Raw genomic sequence first — 19,095 nt, forward strand, 5'->3', positions numbered from 1 at the left:
CAGCGTTACAACTTATTCTGCATGATCCTCCTCGTCGACGACAGGCCCGAGAACCTGCTTCCGTTAAAGAAAATCCTCACCCTCCACCACTTTAACGTCGACACGGCCGGATCGGGCGAAGAAGCCCTGAGGAAGGTTCTGAAAACCGATTACTCGGTGATAATTCTGGACGTGCAGATGCCCGACATGGATGGCTTCGAGGTAGCCAGCGCCATCGCCGGATTCAGCCGCGCCAAGTACACCTCGATCGTTTTCCTGTCGGCCGTCAACACCGAGAAGCGGTTCATTACCAAAGGGTATACCTCGGGCGGCATCGACTACATGACCAAACCCGTCGACCCCGATATTCTGGTGCTGAAAGTGAAAACCCTGCATCGGCTCTACGAACAGCAGCAGGCACTCATCGCTACCCAGGAATCGCTGCGGCAGGAGGTCGAGGTGCGCAAGCAGGCCCAGGAAGCGCTGGCCGAACGCATGGGCGAACTACAAACCCTACTGGCCGCTCTGCCCCAGGCGGCTTTCAGCACCACGCCCGATGGCCGCATCGAATACGTAAACGAATACTGGCACCGCTTTGCGGCCAACCCGACCGGGTTTCCAACGGCTCACCCCGACGATGTCTCGTATGAAGACCATTGGGCCACCGCCCGCCGGGAAGGCCATGATTTTCAGAGCGAGGTGCGCCTGCGGCAGCCCGACGGTCAGTACCGGTTCTACCTGCTGCGTATTCAGCCCATCCGGCAGCAGGGTACGGTCGTGCGCTGGATCGGCACCTTCACCGACATCCACGCGCAGAAGGAAGCAGCCGACCTGCTGGAGCAGCAGGTTGAGCTGCGGACCAACGAACTGCTGCTGAAAAATACCGAGCTGGAACGGACCAACCACGAGCTGCAGCAGTTTACGTGGGTGGTGTCGCACGACCTGAAAGAGCCCCTGCGGAAAATCCAGCTGCTCAACGACATCATCAAACAGAAGTACCTGAACGACAATCCCGATGCCATCGGCTACCTCGACCGCTCCATCCGGTCGTCGGCCCGCATGTCGACGCTCATCAGCGACCTGCTGACGTATTCCCAGCTGTCGGCGCCTGAGCCGTTTCAGCCGACGGACCTGAATGCGCTGCTGACCGAGCTGCTGCTCGACTTCGACGATACCATTCAGCGCACGCAGGCGGTGGTGCAGATCCACGCCCTGCCCCTGATTGATACCATTCCGACGCGCATGCGGCAGGTATTCCAGAACCTGATCAGTAATGCCCTGAAATTTGCCCGACCCGGCACCCCGCCCGTGATTACGATCTCGGGCGAACGGGTAGGTACCAAAGCCATTGACGCCCCGGCCCAGGCCGACGGCGACTACTGCCGGATCGAGGTCAGCGACAACGGCATCGGGTTCGACGAGAAATTCCTTACCCGTATCTTTGTGATTTTTCAGCGGCTCCACAGCCGCGAACAGTACGAAGGAACCGGTATCGGCCTGGCCATTGCCCGCAAGAACATCGACAAACACAACGGACTGATCTGGGCCCGCAGCCAGGTCAACGAAGGTACCTGCTTTATCCTGGTGCTGCCGGTGCACCAGTCGTTTGCCATCAGCGCCAGTGAGCCCTCGGCCGAACCCGAAACCACGGTCGATCAGGCGCTGTAAACGCCCGGTCTCCGCTCCTTCCCGATCCGTCATTCCGCCAAGCTATGCCCAAACAGTCTACCCAATCGGTCATTACGCAGCTCCGAACCGTTTTTACGGTATCGACCGCCCTGCTGGTGATCAGCCTGATTGCTTCATTCTACAGCATTCAGAACCTGATCAGCAGTTCGAAACAAGTTAACCACACCAACGAGGTACTGATCGAGGCCGAGAACATTATCTCGTTTATGAAAGATGCCGAAACCGGGCAGCGCGGGTTTCTGGTAACCCTCGACCCCACGTTTCTGCAGCCCTTCAACGGCGCATACCAGAAAACCCAGATCAGCTTTCGCCGGATCTCGGAACTTACGCTCGACAATCCGACCCAGCAGCGTAATCTGGCCGAAGTAGAGCGGCTGTACGAGGCCAAGTTTGTGCAGATGCAGCGGGTTATCGACCTGGCTAAACGAACGGGCGAATATTCGGTACCGATTCTGGAGCGTAACGCCGAGATGCGGAAGGGCAAAGTCATCATGGACAGTTTGCGGACGGTTATCAACCATATCAAAGCCGAAGAAACGCACCGGCTCAGAACCCGTGAGGCTGCCCAGCAAACCTACATTACCTACACGCCGTTTCTGCTGCTGCTCGCGGCCCTGATTTCGATTCTGATTACGGCTTTCGCTTATTTCCGCATCAAACGCGACCTCGACGAGCGGCTGGTGCAGCAGCTGGCGGCCGAAGCCCGGTACCGTGAAACCACCGAGCGCATCAGGCAGATGGAAGATACCGCCGGGCACCTCGCCAATGGCGAATATGCCGTGCGGGTAACCGATAGCCGCGACGATGAGCTGGGCCGCATTGCCCGGGCCATCAATCACCTGGCCGAATCGCTCGAACACACCTTTACCGATCTGGCCAACGTCGACTGGATAAAAACCGGCTCGGTGCATATCAGCGATGCCATCCGGGGGCAGCGCAACGCCATGACGCTGGGCGAGCAGCTCATCACGGCCATTGCCGAATACCTGCGTGCGCCACTGGGCACCCTCTACCTCCTCGATATCGACGACCGCTATAAGCTGGCTGGTCAGTATGCCGTCCGGCAGGCGCCACCGGTCGTTTACGCCGGTCAGGGTTTGATTGGCCAGGCCATTGCCCAACAAAACGTGCTGGTTATCGATACCCTGCCGCCCGATTACACCAACCGCATCAGCTCGTCGCTGGGCGAGACAATTCCCACGGCGCTGGTGCTGGTGCCGCTGCTGCACGAAGGGCAATGCCTGGGCGTACTGGAGCTGGGCCTGCTGCGTACGCCCGATGCCCACGCCCTGGAGCTGCTCAACACCAACCGCGAAGCCATGGCAATCGGCATCAACGCAGCCCTCGACTACGTGCGGCTGCAGCACCTGCTCGAAGAAACCCAGGCCCAGTCGGAAGAGCTGCAGTCGCAGCATTCGGAACTGGAGAACCTGAATACCGAACTCGAAATGCAGGCGCAGCGGCTGCAGGCCTCCGAGGAGGAACTGCGGGTGCAGCAGGAAGAACTGCAGCAAACCAACGCCGAGCTGGAAGAGCGGGGCCTGCTGCTCGAAGAGAAAAACGATGAGATTCAGAAAAAGGCCGATGAACTGGAGCTGAGCACGCGCTACAAATCGGAGTTCCTGGCCAACATGTCGCATGAGCTGCGCACCCCCCTCAACTCCATTCTGCTGCTGAGCCGCCTGCTGGCCGAGAACAACGAGGCTAACCTGACCACCGATCAGGTCGAATATGCCACCGTCATTCAGGCCTCGGGCAATGGGCTGCTCGGCCTGATCGACGAGATTCTGGACCTTTCGAAAATCGAAGCCGGGCAAATGACGCTCGAATACCTGTCGGTATCGATTCAGGAGATCACCGCCGAGCTGCAGGGACTGTTTGGGCTGATGGCCAAAGAAAAAGGCCTCGACTTTGTGATCGATGTGCAGCCCGACGTGCCGGCTACCCTCGAAACCGACAAAGTACGGCTGGGCCAGGTCCTCAAAAACCTGATTTCCAACGCCCTGAAATTTACGGTGTCGGGCAGCATCACCCTTACCATCAGCCGGCAGACCATCCCGACCGATATGCTTCGGTTCAGCGTTAAAGACACCGGCATCGGCATTCCGGCCGACAAGCAGGCGCTGGTTTTCGAAGCGTTTCAGCAGGCCGACGGATCGACCAAACGGAAATACGGCGGCACGGGCCTGGGCCTATCGATCAGCCGTGAGCTGGCCCGGATTCTGGGGGGTGAAATCAGCCTGGTCAGTCAGGTGGGTCAGGGCAGCGAATTTACCGTTCACCTGCCCGTGACGGCCAGCCCGGCCGGTCAGCCACAACCCACGCCTACGCCTGCCCCCCCGGTTGTACCGGTTGCGCAAGCGCCCGCACCCGCCCCGGCGATCCGCGATAAATACATCAGCCCGGTTATTCCCGATGCTATTCCCGACGATCGCGATACGATCGTCGCCAATGACCGAACCATTCTGATCGTGGAAGACGACGCCCATTTTGCGAAGGCCCTGCTCGACTATGCCCGCAAGAAAGGCTACAAGGGGCTGGTGGCTGTCCGGGGCGACGAAGGGCTGCGTCTGGCCGAACACTTCCGGCCAACGGGTATCCTGCTCGATGTGCAGCTGCCCGTCATGAGCGGCTGGGAAGTGATGGATGCGCTGAAGGCCAACCCCAAAACACGCCCCATTCCGGTGCACATTATGTCGTCGCTGAAACTTAAAAACGAAAGCATGCTGAAAGGGGCCATCGACTTTGTCGATAAACCGATGGCTTTCGAGCAGATGCAGGACGTTTTCAAGAAGATCGAGTATGTCTTGAACCGGGACACCAAAAAGGTGCTCATCATTGAAGATAACCCGCGCCATGCCAAAGCACTGGCCTATTTCCTGGAGAGCTTCAACATCAACTCGGAGCTGCGCAGCGACATGAGCGAAGGGCTCGACGCGCTGAAACGCGAGGAAGTCGACTGCGTGATTCTGGATATGGGGGTGCCCGACGCCAAGGCCTACGCCATACTCGAAGAGGCCAAGAAAAACCCCGGACTCGAAAACCTGCCCATTATTATCTTCACCGGCAAAAGCCTGTCGATGTCGGAGGAGATGAAGATCAAGAAATACGCCGACTCGATTATCGTTAAAACGGCCCACTCCTACCAGCGCATGCTCGACGAGGTATCGCTGTTTCTGCACCTGGTCGAGGAGAACCGGCAGCAGCCCCTTACGCCCGATGCACCCCGTAAGCTGGGCGAGCTGAGTCAGGTGCTGGCCAATAAGACGGTCCTGGTGGCCGACGACGACGTGCGGAATATTTTCTCGCTCTCCAAAGCCCTGGAGCAGTACGACATGACCATCATTGCGGCCCTCGACGGCAAGGAGGCCATGCAGAAACTCCATGAAAACCCCGCCATCGACGTGGTGCTGCTCGATATGATGATGCCCCAGATGGACGGCTACGAAACCGCCCGCAAAATCAGGGAGCAGCCCCGTTTCCGGCAACTGCCGGTTATTGCCGTAACGGCCAAGGCCATGACTGGCGACCGCGAAAAATGCATTCAGGCCGGCGCGTCGGACTACATCACCAAACCCGTCGACATCGATCAGCTGATTTCGCTGCTGCGGGTCTGGCTCTACGACCGCGCCTGACCGCAGCCACCCCACGCACTCTTCTCTCTCTATACAACCGGAAACCGCTCTTATGGCTGCCAAACACCTGCTGATTGTCGACGATGATCCCCGCAATATTTTCGCTCTGAAAGCCCTGCTCAAGTCGCGGGCCTACAGCTGTGCGTCGTGCCAGAGCGCAGCCGAGGCCCTGGCCCTGCTCCAGACAGGGCCGCAGGCCGATGCCATTCTGCTCGATATGATGATGCCCGACATGGACGGCTACGAGGCCATACCGGTACTGCGCGGGCTGCCCGGCTATGCCGACACGCCTATCTTTGCCGTAACGGCGCAGGCCATGGTGGGCGACCGCGAACGCTGCCTGCAGGCCGGCGCCACCGATTATATTGCTAAACCAATCGACGTCGACAGGCTGTTTCAACTCCTGTCGACTATCTGAGTACACCCGTATGATCAATGAACAGGAGCTGGCGTTGCTGCTGACCGACTTGCTGGATGTTCATGGCTATGATTTCACGCATTATTCGCGGGCCTCGCTGACCCGGCGCGTCAACCGGCTGTGGAGTCTCGACAAGTTTCCGAGTTTTGCCGAGCTGCGCTACCGGGTTCGGACCGATACCGATTACCTGAAACGGTTTGTGGAGGGGATCACGGTCAATGTAACCGAGATGTTCCGCGACCCGCTTTTTTACCGGATGCTGCGCACCGACGTGCTGACCATGCTCCAGGCCAAACCCTTTATCCGAATCTGGCACGCTGGCTGCTCGACCGGCGAAGAGGTATTTTCGATGGCTATTCTGCTCAAAGAAGCGGGCCTGCTGACCAGGGCACTGCTCTATGCCACCGATCTGAACACCGAAGTGCTGGAACAGGCCCGCAAAGGTATTTTTCCACTCGGCCCCATGAAGCAGTACTCCGAAAATTACCTGCTCTCGGGTGGCCGGGCCGATTTTTCGGGCTATTACACCGCTCAGTACGGCCACGTCAAGTTCAGCGACGACCTGAGCGAGCGCATGGTCTTTTCGACCCACAACCTCGTTTCCGATCGCTCCTTCAACGAGTTCGACCTGATCCTGTGCCGTAACGTCCTGATTTACTTCGACAAGGAACTGCAGGAGCGGGTACTCAACCTGTTCGACAGCAGCCTGGGTCCCCTGGGCTATCTGGCGCTGGGTTCTAAGGAAACCCTGAAGTTCTCGTCGCTGCAGCTAACCTATAAACAACTCGCTACCGAAAAGATATGGCGGAAAATCGGCTAAGCTCGCCCCGCCGGGTGGTGGTCATTGGCGGCTCAACGGGTAGTATCGAAGTGCTGCTACAGGTGTTACCCGCCCTGCCGGCCCCACTCCCCTGCACCCTGATCATTGTGGTACACCGGCGCAACACGGCCGACTCGACGCTGGCCAGCCTGTTCACGATGCGCTCGGCCGTACCGGTCAACGAAGTCGACGACAAGGATCCCGTCGAAGCGGGTCATATCTACCTCGCCCCCGCCGACTATCACCTCCTGGTTGAAACCGATCATACGTTCTCGCTCGACGATTCGGAAAAAGTCAATTACAGCCGGCCTTCCATCGACGTCACCTTTGAATCGGCCGCAGCCGTCTACGGGCCGGCCCTGACGGGCATTCTGCTCTCGGGCGCCAACGCCGACGGCACCAGAGGACTGGCCATGATTCGGCAGCGGGGTGGCCTCACCCTGGCGCAGCAGCCCGAATCGGCTCAGGTGGGCTTCATGCCGCAACAGGCCATCCGGCAGCAGGTAGTCGACCGGGTGGTGAGCATCGACGAGATCATTGCCGAGCTGATCCGCCCGGTTTAGTCGGCGCCGGACCGCCCGACGGCCCAGACACCCAGTATTGGCCCCGGTAGCAGGGCGTAGAACACCCAGGCCGACGGACCTGTCTGCGCTACCAGCCACGCCATGCCCTGAATAGACAGAACGGTGAGCAGAAAACCAACGCTCGTCACGTAAGTCAGCGTACTGCCCCGGCTGGCCAATGGGGCATGCTGGGCCACCAGTGTCGAAAACTGGGGGGAATCGCCGGCGGCTGCCGCGCCCCATACCAGCAGAAACAGCCCGAATACCGGCGGGGAAACATCCAGCAGCCAGGGCACCAGCACGAGGCAGGCCCCCGACGTCAGCAGCAGCCCCCGCGCCACCCGCCGGCTGCCCACGCGCAGCGCCCCGAACCCGCCCAGCACACACCCCACAGCCCCCGCCCCAATGGTCATAAAGGCCCAGAGCGACACGTTGATGGACTGATCGGGATGCCGGCTGGCGTAGCGGGTCAGCAGCATCGGCAGAAAGGCCCAAAACGTGTACAGCTCCCACATGTGCCCGAAATAGCCGAGCATGGCGGGCCGAAACCCCGATGGCTGCCAGAGCGTACGCAGGGCGTGCGCCTGAAAGCGGGCGCGGGTGTCGGGCACCGGTTTCGACGGCACCAGCAGGACCAGCAGCACCCCACCCGCCAGCGCCAGCCCGCTTACCGACAGCATCAGCGAACGGTAAGGCAGACTGGTGCCGAGGCCGCGCAGCAGATGCGGAAACGCCGTTCCCAGCACCAGCGCCCCCACCAGAAACCCCATAGCCCGCCCCAGCACCGGCCGAAACCAGTCGGCCGCCAGCTTCATGCCGACGGGATACACCCCCGCCAGAAAGAAGCCCGTCAGGAACCGACTCAACAGCACCGGGCCGGCCTGCACCGGTCCCCACAGCCACAGACAGTTGGCCAGAGCCGCCAGCGCGACCGACACCAGAAAAACCCGCGTAGCCGGAAAGCGGTCGGGAATGGTCAGCAGAGCATACACGAGGGTGCCGGCAATGAAGCCGGCCTGCACGGCCGAGGTAATCCAGCTCTGCAGGCCGGGCGCGTGGAGTAGCGGCTGCAGGTCGGGCAGGATGGCGTTGCCGGCAAACCAGAGCGAAGTGCCGGCAAACTGCGCCAGCACGATGATGGGCAAACGCAGTGACGGTTGAAGCGAGGTGGGCATGGCCAAAGATACAGCGCCCCGCCCCAACCGCCCCCACAAAAAATAACCCCCGCCGATCGCCAGATCGACGGGGGGATGCCTAGAAACGACAGGGCGACAGCCTAGCGTTGATCGGCACCAGCGTGGGCCGGCCGGTTTTTGCCGCGGCCGTGGCGCATCTCGCTGCGCATCGACTCAAATTTGGCGAACTGGTCGGGCGTCAGGATGGTCTTTAGCTTCGCCTGAAACTGGTCGGCATTGGCTTTGAGCTGTTTGGCCTGTGCCCGCCGGTCGGTCGCGTTCGCCTGTAGCCCGTCGATCGCCTGTGCCCGTTCGAGGGCTGCGGCATACACTTTCTGCGCGGTAGCCTGATCGAGACTCAGTTCCTTCGTCAGCCGGTCGGTCATCCGGCGGGCGCGGGTGGCCGGGTCAGCGGCCTTATAATCGCCCCGGCGGCCCATGCGGCCGGTCTGAGCCGTGGGGTTCTGGGTTTGCGTGGCCGGCTGCTGCGCCAGAGCCGGAACGGCGAAGAGAGCAAGCATCAGCCCGCCCAAAACAAATGACTTGTTCATAATTCGGGGTTGTTTCAGTTGGGTATAAGACGGTAGTAGCCCCCGAAGGTTTAACCCTTAACCACAACTTAATCCCGACCGTTGGCGGCTCTCTGCAGGCCCTAGCCGATCGTCAGCGTGTGGGCGAAGGGCGTCAGGCCGGTGCTGTAGACGTGGATGCCCTCGGTGCGGAGGCTGCCGAAGTGGGAGCTGTAGGCCTCCCCTTCCAGTCCGCTGATTTTCGCATGCTGCACCACACCTGGTCCCAGCCGAATGGTATCGCTGCCGGCCTGGTAGGTGCCGCCGTCGGCTTCCAGCCAGTAGGTATCGGCCTGCCCCTCTACCGGGCGCAGCCCCGACACGGTACCGCCCCGCCCGAAACAAAACTCCAGCGTAATCCGCACACCTTTTGCCCCATCGACCCGAATGGTGAGCTGATTGCCCGTGTCGAGCGGCTGAACCACTACCTGAACGACCATCCGTTTCAGGTTGCTGACGGGCCGGTGACTGAAATCCATTTTGTTCCAGAACCGGCCGTCGGTGCTGGGCGACAGGCGGTAGTCGCCATCGGCCCGGCGGTAGGCTTTCGGCAGCGGCTGGTAATAAGGCGCTTCGATGACCTGTTCCAGCTGATAGCCCGATCCCACCGCCCGGATGCCCTGGCTGTGGAAATAGCCCGTGCTGAAAAAATCGGTCGAGAGCCGCAGGTAGTGCAGTACAGCCGCGCCGTTGCGGTAGCCCAAAAAGTTGGGGCTGTTCGACCGGCCCGACGCGATGATGATCGGAAAGTCGGCCCCACCAAACAGGGTTGTGGTGCGGGCGTCGCGCCGGATCCGGACGAGATTGGTCTGGGCAAACAGTTTGGTAAACCGCACCGGGGGAGCTTTAGGGGCCGGCGCCGGTTGCCGAAACAGGGGCTCTTCGGCACACACGCTGAGCAGATCGCGCCCAATCAGCGTATCGAATCCATCGATCCCTTCGGCAAATCGGGCAATGGCCGCGTAAGTCGGGTTAGTGTCCCGAATGGCGAGGTACAGAAAAACGTGGTAAAACGCCAGCAGGTTCTGGCTGCTGTAGAGATCCTGCGGCCGGGCTGTGGCAGGGGCTTTGGGAGCCAGTCCCGTTACGTCCCTGTACTGATCCTGCCGGCGCGAGCCCGTCGATACCAGTTCGCCGTTGGGCTCCGAAAGGTAGTACACCAGATCGAGGTTTTTGCGGACGTAGGTCAGCAGCGACGGCATGGGCAACAGCCGGGCCAGGGTCAGCAGCGAGTGGTCGATCACGGCGGAGTAGGTCATACTCCGTTCCAGGTAAGCCCCATCGCGATCCTGATAGATCACTTCATCCAGCCACTCCCGAATCCGGGCTACGTAGCCCGGCCGGGGATACAGCGCGTTGACCCGCGCCAGGGCCGCCGATACTACCCAGCGGTGGTTGGGTGTGTGTACCCCGCCCGTACGGAGCCCCTCGCCCGCCCGCTCGATAAACCGCTTCAGATCGGCCTTGAGGGGCGCCAGCGCGGGCGTCGACAGCCGGCCGAGTATGGTGGCCCCGCTGCACAGGGGTTCCAGAATAAAGGCCGTATCGGGCGGAGAAGCCAGATTGCCGATGTCGAGTGTACCGTCGGGGTGTTGATTGCTGAGCAGCAGGGCCACAATGGCCTGCATGGGTGGCAGCAGGGCCGCCTGCCCCGCGTAGGGCGATTCGGGGGTAGCGTAGGCGGCCGCCAGATTGGCCAGATCGTAGCCCAGCCGGCGCCGGACAACCCCCTGCGCAGCCGGCGGATTTTTCAGCAGTTCGGCCACCTCGGCGGTATTGGCGGCTACCACGGCCGGCCAGTCGAGTGTGGCGGCCGGCCGGCCCGGATGGCTGGCGTGACTCACCAGCGGAGACAGATAGCCCAGGGCCCCCAGGGCCAGGCATTGGTGCAGAAACGTTTTTCGCGAACAGGTATGCATACGTGTAACTATAAACAAGCCCCCGGCCCGGCCGAGTCGACAAGGCCGGGCCGGGGGCGCCGTGTAATGCAGGTCAGGCTAGTAACCCGGGTTCTGCGTCAGCGCCGGGTTGACCGTGAACGCCGACGTCGGAATCGGGAAGATGCGGTGGTTTACATCGGCATCCGTTTTGAAGCCCCATTTCCCTTCGTACTTGCCGAACCGGATCATGTCGTTGCGGTGCCAGGTTTCGGACGCGAACTCCCGGCAGCGCTCGGCATACAGGTCTTCGAGCGTAACGCTGCCCAGAGCAGCCGCCGTGGTGCGGTTGGCCCGCAGCTGATTCACCAGCGACAGGGCCGTGTGTCCGAGCGTGGGTGTAGCCCCCCGCAGTAAAGCCTCGGCTTTCATCAGAATGATGTCGGCATAGCGAAACACCGGCACGTCGTTGTTCTGGTTTCGCGAGGTCGAGCTGTTGTCGGGGTAGAACTTGATGTTGCGATAGCCCATGTTCCAGGCGATCTCATCGTTGCCCACGTCAAAAGTAGCCACATCCTGCCGCAGTTTGATGTCGGGCGTCAGCGTAACCTGGTAGGTATAGGGCGTCGACCCGTCGCTGCCGGTATAAAACTGGTCATACCCTTTCTTGGTCGTCGTTACGGTCAGGGGCGTAGTGCCATCGCTCATAAACTGGGGCCCTGTAAGCCACTGCCCGTTGCGGATATCGCCGGCGTCTTTGGTGAAGTTGGCGTAGAACTCGGGCAGGGTGCTGCGGGGCGCGCTGGGCGTGAAGGGCAGCCCGAATTTCTTGGTAGCCGACCGGGGCACGTCGTAGCGGGCGTGGTACATAAACCCGTTGGTGCCGGGCAGTCCGCCAGCCGCCGGATCGTAGGGGATGGCGAAGATAAACTCCCGCATCTGCGGCCCGTTGTTGGGGTAGAACTGCTGCAGGTAGGTGCTGCGGGGTTCCAGCGCATACTTACCGGAGTTGATCACACTGTCGCAGGCCACCACGGCTTCGTTATAGCGTGGGGTGCCGGTGTAGTACTCGGCATTCAGGTACATCTTGGCCAGCAGCGAATAGGCCAGGTATTTGGTGGCCCGGCCGTAGGTCAGCTGCCCCGTGGTACGGGTCAGACTAGGCAGCACCGTTTTCACTTCCGTCTCGATAAACTTGAACACCTGCGCCCGGGGCAGATTCGGGTGGGGTGTAAAATCGCCGTAGGTCGTGTCGATGGGGATGTTTCCGTACAGGTCCATCATCATGAAATACGCCAGGGCGCGCACCATCCGAAGCTCGGCCAGATTACCCGGCTTGTCGGGCGAGGTGGCCGGAATGGTCTGCCCCAGAATTGAAATGGCCTGGTTGGTGGTGCCGATCACGGTAGAGAGCCAGTACCAGGCCCCGTTGGTATTGCCGTGGTCTTTGGTCCAGTCGTGGTAGTGCAGCATCCGGTAGTTCTGGTTGTCGTACCAGTTGCCTCCGCGCGCCGGCATGATGGCTTCGTCGGTTGAAAGCGACTGCATGAACCAGTAGTCGAGCGAGAAGTTGCCCCGCAGTGCCGCGTAGGGTGGCCCCGACGCCTGAATGAACTGGGCGCTCGTTTGCGGAAACACGTCGGGCGTCAGCGAGGTAGTGATCGGCACGTCGATATCGTGACAGGCCGTGGTGAGGTACATAATCAGCAGCAGAAACGCGCTGGGAATGGCTAGATGTTTCATAGTTATCGGCTCGTAGGCTGGATTCGCGGGTTGGGCAGGTGCTCCCGTTCGGTTGTCGGCCCGACACGGTCGGACAGGACAACCGAATCCCGGAAACCAGCAACTGATTTAGAATGACACGTTTACACCCAACAGAATGGTCCGGGTTTTGGGGTAGAAGTTGTTGGCATCTACGCCCGGCGCAATACCCCCCTGGTTGATCTCGGGGTCGATGCCTTTGTAGTTGGTGATCACGAAGGCATTGTTGACGGAAGCATATACCCGCACCGCCTTCACGTAATCGCCCAGCTTCCTGAAGTTATACCCCAGCGTAGCGTTGTCGAGCCGGACGTAGCTGCCGTCTTCGATGAATCGGCTCGAATACTTGTACGAGTTGACATCGGCCGACGACTCGTTCCCCGCTTCGACCAGAATGTTGGTAAACTGGGCGGTACTCGGCCGGAACAGGTCGGCCCGGGTGGCGTTGAAAATCTTGTTGCCGAACACACCCCGGAAAAACACGTTCAGATCGAGATTGCCGTACCGCAGCGTGTTGGTCCAGCCAACCAGCAGCTTGGGCTGCGGGCTGCCCAGGTACTTGTAATCGGCACCGATCACGGGCGTGGTGGTCAGCTTCCCGCTCCGGTCGTAATACTGCGACACACCTTTCTCGTTTTTGCCGGCATACTCGAGCGTGAAGAACTGGCCCAGGGGTTTGCCGGCTTTCAGAATCTGCAGGGTGCTACCGGTCTGGCCGCCCCCCTCGGGCTGCGTGATCCGCACCGAGTCGCCCCCAACGAAGAGCGGGTTGGTCAGGCTGTTGATCACGTTGACGTTGTGGGCCAGGTTCAGCCCCGTCGACCAGCTGAAATTACCCCGCTGTACGGGCGTAGCACTCAGACTCAGCTCGATACCCCGGTTGCTCATGTCGCCCCCGTTGGCAATGATGCTGCCGACCGGCACCAGCACCGGGTTGACCCGGTACGAATAGATCATGCCGGTGGTTTTCTTGTCATACACCTCGAGGGTACCGCTCAGCCGGCCTTTCAGCAGCGCAAAGTCAATACCGACGTTGGCCGTGGCTGTGCGTTCCCAGCGCAGGTCGGGGTTGGCCGCCTGCGTGGGGCCGAGGGCCGCTATCTGCGTACCGTTGTAGTAATAGGTACCGCGGCTACCCGAAATAAACTGCGCCGTGTAGGCATTGAAGCCGGACGAGTTGCCGGTGACGCCATAGCTGGCCCGCAGTTTCAGGTCGTTGAACACCGACTGTTTCTCCATGAAGCCTTCCTGGCTCACGCGCCAGGCCACCCCGACGGCCGGAAAATAGCCCCACTGGTTGTTGGTGCCGAATACCGAGCTGCCATCGCGCCGGATCGACCCCTGTACCAGGTAGCGGTCTTTGTAGTTGTAGTTCAGACGGGCAAAATCGGAGATCAGCTTCGTTTCCTGATAGATACCGTCGGCGCCGAAGTTGACCCGGTACGACGAAATCGAATAGGGGTTGCTGAGGGCAAAGTTGCTGTAGCCGATGTTGTCGACGGGGAAGTTGGTCGTCGACGACTGGAAGCCATCGCCCGAAACCGACCCCTGGTACGAATACCCCAGTACGGCGTTGAGGCCGTGGTCGCCAAACTGCCGGTTCCAGGTCATGAACGTTTCGAGTACTTTGCGGGTGCTCTGGTAGGTGTTCCGCAGGGCCGATCCGTTCACGCCGAAGTTCAGAATGCTGTGTACGGCCGGTGGATCGGGGTTGTTGTAGAAGTTGGCGCTGTTGTACTGGGTGTAGTAGCTACCGTAAAACTCGCCGTGCAGCGACGTGTTGTTCTGGTACGACAGATTGAGATCGTAGGTCAGGTCGAAAGGAAGCGTTACGTGGGTATTGAATGAACCAACCAGGTTGTTGTAGCGCGTGTTGTCCTGCGCGTTGTTGATCATGGCCACGGGGTTGAAATAACCCGTGTTCTGGAAATTCTCGAAGTAACTGCCGTCGGGGTTGGTAACCGGCGATACGGGCAGGTGATTGATCATCTGCATCAACACGTTGTTGCGCAGGGGCGTGTTGTTGGCGTTGCTGTTGGAGTTGGTGACGTTGAGGCTGAACCGAACGCGATCGTTCAGCGCGCTCTGGTCGACCGCCAGCCGGGCAATTACCCGGCTCAGCGAGCTGCCCAGCAGAATACCCTGCTTGTCGAGGTAGTTGATGCTGGCGCTGTAGGTACTGCGCTCGGTGCCGCCGGCAATGCTCAGGTTGTGGTTGTGCGAAAACGCCGACTGTTTCTCAACGGCATCCTGCCAGTTGGTGTTGGCGCCCTTGTCGTCGATAGGCGACAGCGACTGGTTGTTGCGGCTCAGAAAATCGCGCAGCTGGCCGGCATCCATCATCTTCAGCTTGCTCGATACGTTTTCGATACCGACGTAGCCGCTGTAGCTCACCTGCATCTGCCCCGCCTTGCCGCGCTTGGTGGTCACCATAATGACCCCGTTGGCGGCCCGGTTGCCGTAGATGGCCGTAGCCGCGGCATCTTTCAGCACGTCGATCGAGGCAATATCGTCGGGCGCGATAATTGAAATATCGGCGCCGGGCACCCCGTCGATCACGTAGAACGGCCCCTGCGAGGAATTGATGGTCGAGGCTCCGCGCAGCACAATGGCGGCCGGCGCGTTGGGGTCGCCGTTGGCCGAAATGTTCAGGCCCGGCACCTTACCCTGCAGCAGCTGGCCCACGTCGCTGATGGCGCCCCGGTTCAGCTCGTCGGGCTTGATGGTGCTGATGGCGCTCGTCAGGTTCTTCCGCGACTGCGTACCGTAGCCCACCACCACCACTTCATTCAGCGTTTTGTTGTCGACGCCCAGCGCCAGATCGACCGTGCTGCGGTTGCCCACGGCCACTTCCTGGGTGAGGTAACCGATAAACGAGAAAACGAGGGTAGCCGATCCGTTGTCGTACTGCGTCGGAATGGTGAGCCGGTAGCGGCCCTCACCGTCGGTCACGGTTCCCAGGCGGGTGCCTTTCAGCACCACACTCACGCCGGGCAGGCCGGCCGCCGTGGTGCCATCCGTGATGCGCCCCGTCACGGAGCGGTCGGCCGCAGCAACCGTCGATTCGGTAGCCCCTGCCGGGTCGGTGGTTTCATCGGCCAGCGCCCGGTTGCCGGCGGCCTGCCGGAACAGGGCAATCTGTTTCCCCGATACTTCGTAATCGATGCGCAGGGGGGTCAGCAGGTCGCCGAGGGCTTCCTTGAGCGTTTCGGTACGGGGCGTCAGGGTGATGCGCTGGCCCGCCTGAATTTCGCGCGGGTTGTAGACAAAGCGTACATTGACACTTTTCTCAAGCTGGGTCAGTGCCTGCCTGAGGTTGGTCTGGCCGCCCTTGAGCAGCACGCGCTGGTCAAGAATCTCCTGCCCGATGGCCGGGCGGGCCCAGGAAGTGCTCACCAGCAGGCCCGCAAGCAGCAATTGCGTAACGGATAGGGTCATGAGCCGGGTAAGAGAGAGGTACGTTCGGTAGCGTTTATCCATGAGTCAAACGGTTATTTACTCACAGATGGCGGCCGCTTCGAGCCGATACTCAAAAATGTAGACTTATTTTTATAAATAATTAACCCGGCTACCCAACCAGCACCAATTAATTCAACAGATCATCACATCCCAGGCTGTGAATAATAATCTGCCCGTCAACGATCTCGTAGCTGGCCCGCGAAATCCGGCAGATCAGATTGAGCCGGTCGAACAGCGACTCATCGGTAAACCGCGCCGTGATATAGCAGTGCTGAACCGTGGCCGGGTCGTACAGAATGGGCAGCCCATAAGCCGCTTCGAGCTGGTCGAACACGCGGCCAATGGGTACCTCATCGAAGTCGCTGGCCGCGGGGGTCTGGGGCCGCAACAGCACTGGCTGCTGCACCACCGACTTCACCAGCCGCGACTCCCGATCCATCAGCGTTACCTGCTGGTTGGCCGTCAGCACCACCCCGACCGGTTCTTTCTGCTGGTACTGGCGCGCCAGCTGGATGTCGTGGCGGGTATAGACCGACACGCGGCCCGTGCGCACTTCTACCCGGGGTGCTTCGCCCTCGGTGGTAACCCGAAACGAGGTGCCCAGCACCTGCGTCGACAGCCGGTCGGTATGCACCCAGAAGGGCTGGCGCGGGTTGCGCCTGATCTCGAAAAACGCCTGCCCCACCAGATATACTTCGCGCTGGGTGGCCGCAAACTGCTTCGGCGCCCGCAGCCGGCTGCCCGGATCGAGCGTTACCATGCTGCCATCGGGCAGGGTAAGCCGCTGGGGCGTGTCTCCGTCGTTGCGTACGTCGGTACCCTTGCTGAGCAATACCGGACTCACTTCGGCCAGGCGGGCCGTATCGGCCGGGCGGCTCCAGTACAGGGTCAGGCCAAGGCCGAGCCCCAGCACCAGCAGTACCGAAGCCACTTTCAGATACACAGGCCACGGCCAGCGCAGACGGGTCGATGGGGGGGCCGCGCCGACAATCGACGCCGACAGCTGGGCCAGCTCATCGGGCGATACGCGCAGGTCGCGCTCCTCGAGGGCATACAGAAAGGCCCGGGCCAGCTGGATCCGGCCGGCTGCGTCAGGATGATCGAGCAGCCAGGCCGACCAGAACGCTTCGCTCTGGGGGTTCTGGTGCAGCACCCATTGGCGAAACTGCTCGTCCTGCGCAAACTCTTCGACCGTAAATGCCTGGTAATTGGGATTCATTGGGGTGGAGATTGGTCTATACCTAGATAGCCGGAAATAGGGTTACATACTGTATGCGGCTACCCTTTGTGGGAAATGCCGGGCAATACGAGCGACAGCAGCAGCGCCAGCCCGGCCCAATGCTCGCGAAAACGCCGGAACGCCGATTGCAGCAGATTGGACACCGACTGGGGGTTGACGCTCATGATTTCGGCAATTTCGTCGCGCTCCAGGTTCTGGTAATACCGCAGGTAGATCACCTCGCGCTGACGCCGGGGCATTTTGTTCAGCGCATCGGCAATGCGGTGCGTCGTTTCAACCAGACTCTCCTGCTCGATCAGCAGCGACTCGGGCGAAAACTCGACAAAATAGCCTTCGGTTTCGCGCTCGTCGGCCTCGTCATCCTGCCCGATGTGCTGGCGGTAGCTCTCGCGCAGCACCCGCCGGCGCACGCAACTGAGCAGGTACGCCCGCACACTGTCGGGCATGCTGACCCGGTCGCGCCGGTTCCAGATCTCGATGAACACCTCCTGCACGCAGTCTTTCACAAAGTCCTCATCGCGCACAAACTTGTAGCCGTAGTTCAGCAACGGATTGAAATGGCGATTGAGCAGGCCCGACAGTGCCGATTCGCTGCCGTTTTTCAATTGTTGCCAGAGCTGGCTGTCGGTTAGTGCCGGATGAGAGTGGTGGCGGGGCGTCATGACCGAGTGGGTTTATTCCCGTTAGAAGCGACTACCTGAGTGGGTTTACTTCTTTCGACTGCAGCCCGCCCGCAAAACGGCCCGATTTCTACGCACAAAAAAGGCCGGACCAGCCGCGCCCGCAAAAGACTAACACACTGACTGTCAATTATATTGAAAGAAGAACCTGTCCCTTTCATGGGCGCGCTGGTTTTGAGCCCGACGGATTTCTACCGGACGCGCCCCCAGCCGGAGCGCTGGTCGTTGCGCAGCCCGTAGGCCGACTATACCCTATTGAGTCTGTTGGCAAACTAAACAAGTTCATCAACAAGCGGTTATACGCAGTTAGCACTCCTCTCCCAACGCCATGAAGATCCTCGACACCCTCGCCACCGAATACGATCGCCTGACGGGCGACGCCACCCGCGACAAAGTATTCACCAGCCAGTTTACCTACCCCGACGACGCCACGGCCCAGCTTGCTTTCGACCGGGCCGTCCGCCGGCTGCTCGACCTCAACGCCTGGTCGGACCTGCCGGGGCTGACCACCGCGTTTCAGCGCGTCGACCCGACGGGTGAGCCGCTGCCCACCCCTACCCCGGCCGTGGGCGACTTCGTGCGGATTCAGCTTCCCGGCCCGGTGCCCGCCAACTGGGGGCAGATCACCGTTGTGCGGGTGAGCGACCCGATGGCCGAGTTGACCATCCGGCCCAGCCACGCTCCGGGTAATACGGCGGCCGACGCCCCCATCGCGCACTTCTTCGGCCCCGAATCGACCAGCACCATCCGCGTCACCCGCACCGGACCAACCCTTATGGCCCAACAGATCGGCCTCGACGAACGCATCAACAACCAGGGCGAGCAGGCCGGCGACCGCCCGGTGCTGAACACCCTGGTGGCCGAGGTTGGCTGGGCCTTTTTCCAGCACCTGCAGTGGCAAAAAATCATCGACTACCTCATAGCCCCCGAGCCAGCCGCATAAACGCAACGGGGCGGCCCAGAAAGGAACCGCCCCGTTGTATAATTCTTGCTACCTGCTAATTGCGAGGTTGATATATGGACACTCGGTGGGTTGACGCACAACACCCCATTAGGGTTGATGGATGAGGACGCAACTTCAAACCACGAACGAAACCCCAACCTTTACACCCTCATTGGGTTGGGCTGCCCCGCTCTCCCACGGGACGTGCCTCCTGTCGCCCAGCAGGGTGACAGGCTCGAAACGAACTAGCAACGCTATATTCGGAACGCGAAGCCCCGACCACATCC

At 60.8% G+C, this 19,095-nt stretch carries 13 protein-coding genes; 6 read left to right on the forward strand and 7 right to left on the reverse strand.

Features of this window, described 5'->3' with window-relative positions:
• Positions 1 to 21: 21 nt before the first annotated feature.
• The 5 genes from ACYVAC_RS08420 to ACYVAC_RS08440 are packed head-to-tail and all read left to right on the forward strand — an operon-like array spanning position 22 to position 7,104.
• Positions 22 to 1,647, forward strand: a complete 1,626-nt coding sequence (locus tag ACYVAC_RS08420; RefSeq protein ID WP_461097171.1) for a hybrid sensor histidine kinase/response regulator — start codon at positions 22 to 24, stop codon at positions 1,645 to 1,647.
• A gap of 44 nt (positions 1,648 to 1,691) precedes the next feature.
• Complete coding sequence (locus tag ACYVAC_RS08425; protein ID WP_461097172.1) at positions 1,692 to 5,303, forward strand: response regulator; 3,612 nt, start codon at positions 1,692 to 1,694, stop codon at positions 5,301 to 5,303.
• A gap of 52 nt (positions 5,304 to 5,355) precedes the next feature.
• Positions 5,356 to 5,721, forward strand: a complete 366-nt coding sequence (locus ACYVAC_RS08430; protein ID WP_461097173.1) for a response regulator — start codon at positions 5,356 to 5,358, stop codon at positions 5,719 to 5,721.
• A 10-nt stretch (positions 5,722 to 5,731) separates the two neighbouring features.
• A complete protein-coding gene (locus ACYVAC_RS08435; protein WP_461097174.1) occupies positions 5,732 to 6,541 on the forward strand; it encodes a CheR family methyltransferase in 810 nt (269 codons plus the stop codon).
• Positions 6,523 to 7,104, forward strand: coding sequence for a chemotaxis protein CheB (locus ACYVAC_RS08440; protein ID WP_461097175.1), 582 nt, complete (start codon positions 6,523 to 6,525; stop codon positions 7,102 to 7,104). The genes ACYVAC_RS08435 and ACYVAC_RS08440 overlap by 19 nt, the downstream gene beginning before the upstream one ends.
• Here the strand turns inward: ACYVAC_RS08440 and ACYVAC_RS08445 are convergent.
• The 7 genes from ACYVAC_RS08445 to ACYVAC_RS08475 form a co-directional block, all read right to left on the reverse strand.
• The gene (locus ACYVAC_RS08445; RefSeq protein ID WP_461097176.1) at positions 7,101 to 8,279 is read right to left on the reverse strand and encodes an MFS transporter; all 1,179 of its coding nucleotides are present in this window, start codon (positions 8,277 to 8,279) and stop codon (positions 7,101 to 7,103) included. The two genes, ACYVAC_RS08440 and ACYVAC_RS08445, sit on opposite strands and share 4 nt — an antisense overlap.
• 101 nt (positions 8,280 to 8,380) lie before the next feature.
• Entirely contained in the window at positions 8,381 to 8,830 is a 450-nt protein-coding gene (locus ACYVAC_RS08450) for a DUF4890 domain-containing protein (protein WP_461097177.1), read from the reverse strand.
• Positions 8,831 to 8,931: 101 nt separating this feature from the next.
• Positions 8,932 to 10,767: a hypothetical protein gene (locus ACYVAC_RS08455; RefSeq protein WP_461097178.1), complete on the reverse strand. Its 1,836-nt coding sequence runs from the start codon at positions 10,765 to 10,767 to the stop codon at positions 8,932 to 8,934.
• Between the two features lie 78 nt (positions 10,768 to 10,845).
• Positions 10,846 to 12,468 (reverse strand): RagB/SusD family nutrient uptake outer membrane protein, encoded by a 1,623-nt coding sequence (locus ACYVAC_RS08460; protein WP_461097179.1) that lies wholly within the window; start codon positions 12,466 to 12,468, stop codon positions 10,846 to 10,848.
• Between the two features lie 108 nt (positions 12,469 to 12,576).
• Positions 12,577 to 15,966 carry a TonB-dependent receptor gene (locus ACYVAC_RS08465; RefSeq protein WP_461097180.1) on the reverse strand — a complete coding sequence of 1,130 codons (3,390 nt, stop codon included), beginning with the start codon at positions 15,964 to 15,966 and terminating at the stop codon, positions 12,577 to 12,579.
• Between the two features lie 106 nt (positions 15,967 to 16,072).
• Positions 16,073 to 17,164, reverse strand: coding sequence for a FecR family protein (locus ACYVAC_RS08470; protein ID WP_461097181.1), 1,092 nt, complete (start codon positions 17,162 to 17,164; stop codon positions 16,073 to 16,075).
• Positions 17,165 to 17,223: 59 nt separating this feature from the next.
• The gene (locus ACYVAC_RS08475) at positions 17,224 to 17,847 is read right to left on the reverse strand and encodes an RNA polymerase sigma factor (RefSeq protein WP_461097182.1); all 624 of its coding nucleotides are present in this window, start codon (positions 17,845 to 17,847) and stop codon (positions 17,224 to 17,226) included.
• A gap of 346 nt (positions 17,848 to 18,193) precedes the next feature.
• Here ACYVAC_RS08475 and ACYVAC_RS08480 point away from each other — a divergent pair, with 346 nt between their 5' ends.
• Complete coding sequence (locus tag ACYVAC_RS08480) at positions 18,194 to 18,808, forward strand: hypothetical protein (protein ID WP_461097183.1); 615 nt, start codon at positions 18,194 to 18,196, stop codon at positions 18,806 to 18,808.
• Positions 18,809 to 19,095 lie beyond the last annotated feature (287 nt).

The organism is Spirosoma luteolum (assembly GCF_054778875.1).

Coding starts and splice junctions, on each gene's coding strand:
- ACYVAC_RS08450 (WP_461097177.1), bottom strand. CDS start 8,830: ATGAACAAGTCATTTGTTTTGGGCGGGCTGATGCTTGCTCTCTTCGCC.
- ACYVAC_RS08470 (WP_461097181.1), bottom strand. CDS start 17,164: ATGAATCCCAATTACCAGGCATTTACGGTCGAAGAGTTTGCGCAGGAC.
- ACYVAC_RS08455 (WP_461097178.1), bottom strand. CDS start 10,767: ATGCATACCTGTTCGCGAAAAACGTTTCTGCACCAATGCCTGGCCCTG.
- ACYVAC_RS08475 (WP_461097182.1), bottom strand. CDS start 17,847: ATGACGCCCCGCCACCACTCTCATCCGGCACTAACCGACAGCCAGCTC.
- ACYVAC_RS08435 (WP_461097174.1), top strand. CDS start 5,732: ATGATCAATGAACAGGAGCTGGCGTTGCTGCTGACCGACTTGCTGGAT.
- ACYVAC_RS08420 (WP_461097171.1), top strand. CDS start 22: ATGATCCTCCTCGTCGACGACAGGCCCGAGAACCTGCTTCCGTTAAAG.
- ACYVAC_RS08440 (WP_461097175.1), top strand. CDS start 6,523: ATGGCGGAAAATCGGCTAAGCTCGCCCCGCCGGGTGGTGGTCATTGGC.
- ACYVAC_RS08460 (WP_461097179.1), bottom strand. CDS start 12,468: ATGAAACATCTAGCCATTCCCAGCGCGTTTCTGCTGCTGATTATGTAC.
- ACYVAC_RS08430 (WP_461097173.1), top strand. CDS start 5,356: ATGGCTGCCAAACACCTGCTGATTGTCGACGATGATCCCCGCAATATT.
- ACYVAC_RS08445 (WP_461097176.1), bottom strand. CDS start 8,279: ATGCCCACCTCGCTTCAACCGTCACTGCGTTTGCCCATCATCGTGCTG.
- ACYVAC_RS08465 (WP_461097180.1), bottom strand. CDS start 15,966: ATGGATAAACGCTACCGAACGTACCTCTCTCTTACCCGGCTCATGACC.
- ACYVAC_RS08425 (WP_461097172.1), top strand. CDS start 1,692: ATGCCCAAACAGTCTACCCAATCGGTCATTACGCAGCTCCGAACCGTT.
- ACYVAC_RS08480 (WP_461097183.1), top strand. CDS start 18,194: ATGAAGATCCTCGACACCCTCGCCACCGAATACGATCGCCTGACGGGC.